The sequence below is a fragment of the Bacillus haynesii genome (assembly GCF_001969855.1).
Lineage (GTDB): Bacteria > Bacillota > Bacilli > Bacillales > Bacillaceae > Bacillus > Bacillus haynesii.
Map to the genome: position 1 here is coordinate 1 of NZ_MRBL01000047.1, position 1,096 is coordinate 1,096.

Here is a 1,096-nt window from a genome sequence, read left to right on the forward strand (position 1 = left end):
AACCTAAATATTTGTGAATTGTCTAACCGTTATCTAGTTTTGAGAGAACACCTCTCAATTTGTTTGGTGGCGATAGCGAAGAGGTCACACCCGTTCCCATGCCGAACACGGAAGTTAAGCTCTTCAGCGCCGATGGTAGTTGGGGGCTTCCCCCTGTGAGAGTAGGACGCCGCCAAGCTATTGCACGCAAGTGCAAATGGAGGATTAGCTCAGCTGGGAGAGCATCTGCCTTACAAGCAGAGGGTCGGCGGTTCGATCCCGTCATCCTCCACCATTATAATATTTTGTTGATTAAGCCGGTGTAGCTCAATTGGTAGAGCAACTGACTTGTAATCAGTAGGTTGGGGGTTCAAGTCCTCTTGCCGGCACCACTTTTTTATGATATAATATTTAAGTCTCTTTTAAAGAGCCATTAGCTCAGTTGGTAGAGCATCTGACTTTTAATCAGAGGGTCGAAGGTTCGAGTCCTTCATGGCTCACCATTTTATGCGGGTGTGGCGGAATTGGCAGACGCGCTAGACTTAGGATCTAGTGTCTTTACGGCGTGGGGGTTCGAGTCCCTTCACCCGCATTATAAAAAAAGATTTGCGGAAGTAGTTCAGTGGTAGAACACCACCTTGCCAAGGTGGGGGTCGCGGGTTCGAATCCCGTCTTCCGCTCCAACCATCCACGCCGGGGTGGTGGAATTGGCAGACACACAGGACTTAAAATCCTGCGGTAGGTGACTACCGTGCCGGTTCAAGTCCGGCCCTCGGCATTGACATATGCGCCCGTAGCTCAATTGGATAGAGCGTTTGACTACGGATCAAAAGGTTAGGGGTTCGACTCCTCTCGGGCGCGCCATTATGTGTAACGGGAAGTAGCTCAGCTTGGTAGAGCACATGGTTTGGGACCATGGGGTCGCAGGTTCGAATCCTGTCTTCCCGACCATTCTTTGGGGCCTTAGCTCAGCTGGGAGAGCGCCTGCTTTGCACGCAGGAGGTCAGCGGTTCGATCCCGCTAGGCTCCACCATTTATTTTTAAAAAAGCACTTGACTATTTATCTTAAAAGAGATATAATAATAGAGTTGCTTTAATAATGATCTTTGAAAACTAA

At 49.1% G+C, this 1,096-nt stretch carries 9 tRNA genes and 1 rRNA gene; all 10 read left to right on the plus strand.

Going from position 1 to position 1,096, the window contains the following annotated elements:
* Positions 1-62: 62 nt before the first annotated feature.
* Positions 63-178 (plus strand): 5S ribosomal RNA (gene rrf / locus BTA31_RS22010).
* A gap of 20 nt (positions 179-198) precedes the next feature.
* Positions 199-274: transfer RNA gene (locus BTA31_RS22015), tRNA-Val, on the plus strand.
* A gap of 21 nt (positions 275-295) precedes the next feature.
* Positions 296-371 (plus strand) — tRNA-Thr (locus BTA31_RS22020).
* 35 nt (positions 372-406) lie between these two features.
* Positions 407-482: transfer RNA gene (locus BTA31_RS22025), tRNA-Lys, on the plus strand.
* 6 nt (positions 483-488) lie between these two features.
* A tRNA-Leu gene (locus tag BTA31_RS22030) sits at positions 489-571 on the plus strand.
* 16 nt (positions 572-587) lie between these two features.
* Positions 588-662, plus strand: a tRNA-Gly gene (locus tag BTA31_RS22035).
* A 9-nt stretch (positions 663-671) separates the two neighbouring features.
* Positions 672-757 (plus strand) — tRNA-Leu (locus BTA31_RS22040).
* A gap of 9 nt (positions 758-766) precedes the next feature.
* Positions 767-843 (plus strand) — tRNA-Arg (locus BTA31_RS22045).
* A gap of 10 nt (positions 844-853) precedes the next feature.
* A tRNA-Pro gene (locus BTA31_RS22050) sits at positions 854-930 on the plus strand.
* A gap of 6 nt (positions 931-936) precedes the next feature.
* Positions 937-1,012, plus strand: a tRNA-Ala gene (locus BTA31_RS22055).
* Positions 1,013-1,096: the final 84 nt, after the last annotated feature.